The 786-nt window shown below is 47.7% G+C and carries 2 protein-coding genes; both read left to right on the top strand.

Translation table 11 applies throughout. The features are described from left to right. The first annotated feature begins 101 nt into the window (after nt 1-101). Nucleotides 102-455: an AAA family ATPase gene (locus tag CSQ89_RS21740; RefSeq protein WP_199065807.1), complete on the top strand. Its 354-nt coding sequence runs from the start codon at nt 102-104 to the stop codon at nt 453-455. Nucleotides 456-457: 2 nt separating this feature from the next. Next, a complete protein-coding gene (locus CSQ89_RS21735; RefSeq protein ID WP_099408004.1) occupies nt 458-691 on the top strand; it encodes a DUF4276 family protein in 234 nt (77 codons plus the stop codon). Nucleotides 692-786 lie beyond the last annotated feature (95 nt).

Genomic DNA, 786 nt, shown 5'->3' with positions numbered 1-786 from the left:
TTGCCGAATTGTTCCAGCAGTTCGGCGGAAATCGAGGGCAAGGCTATGGGCTGGGTTTTCTGTTTGCGAGGCATACATTCTCCTTGGGAGCATGATATGCCCTGAACACGAAATTACTGACAGGCCCTATCTGTCTGACTACCCTGCTTTTACAGCCTGTTGAATTACTACCCGATACGGTGTTGATTGATGAACCTGAACTAGGTCTACACCCCTATGCAATCACAGTATTGGTCGATCTATTCAAGCAGGTAGCTGAACGTAAGCAGCTAATTGTTTCTACCCAATCGGTAGAACTGGTAAATGAGCTAAGCCCTGAAGATGTGATCGTGGTTGACCAGGAGAATGATGCTTCTACCTTTAGAAGGTTCTCTAACGAAGAACTGGAAGGCTGGCTAGAAGAATATGCAATGGGAGAAATCTGGAAGCGCAACATCCTTGGTGGGAGGCCTTGAGCATGACGGAAATCATCGTCTTTGCGGAAGGCCCCAGCGATGAGCAGTTCATCAAGCAAGTTGTTGCACCCGCATTACGGCACCTACAGCTATATTTAAAGCCACAGACGCTCCAAACTTCGCAACATATCAGCGGTGGGGCAGTAAGCTTTGATCGCCTCAAGTTCAATGCACGCAATACCTTGCGTCAAAATCAAAATATCGTATTAACTGATGTTACGCAGTGCATACGATAACCTGTCGCCATGAAGAACAAAGAACTCGATTTGTACACCGACTATTTGCTGAGCACGTTTGGTGCGGCGACAGCAACGGGCTTGTCGGCGATGGT

It is taken from the genome of Chitinimonas sp. BJB300, assembly GCF_002735695.1.
Lineage (GTDB): Bacteria > Pseudomonadota > Gammaproteobacteria > Burkholderiales > Chitinimonadaceae > Chitinimonas.
Note: the sequence above shows the minus strand (reverse complement) of the source record. Positions and strands in the feature narration are given on the sequence as shown.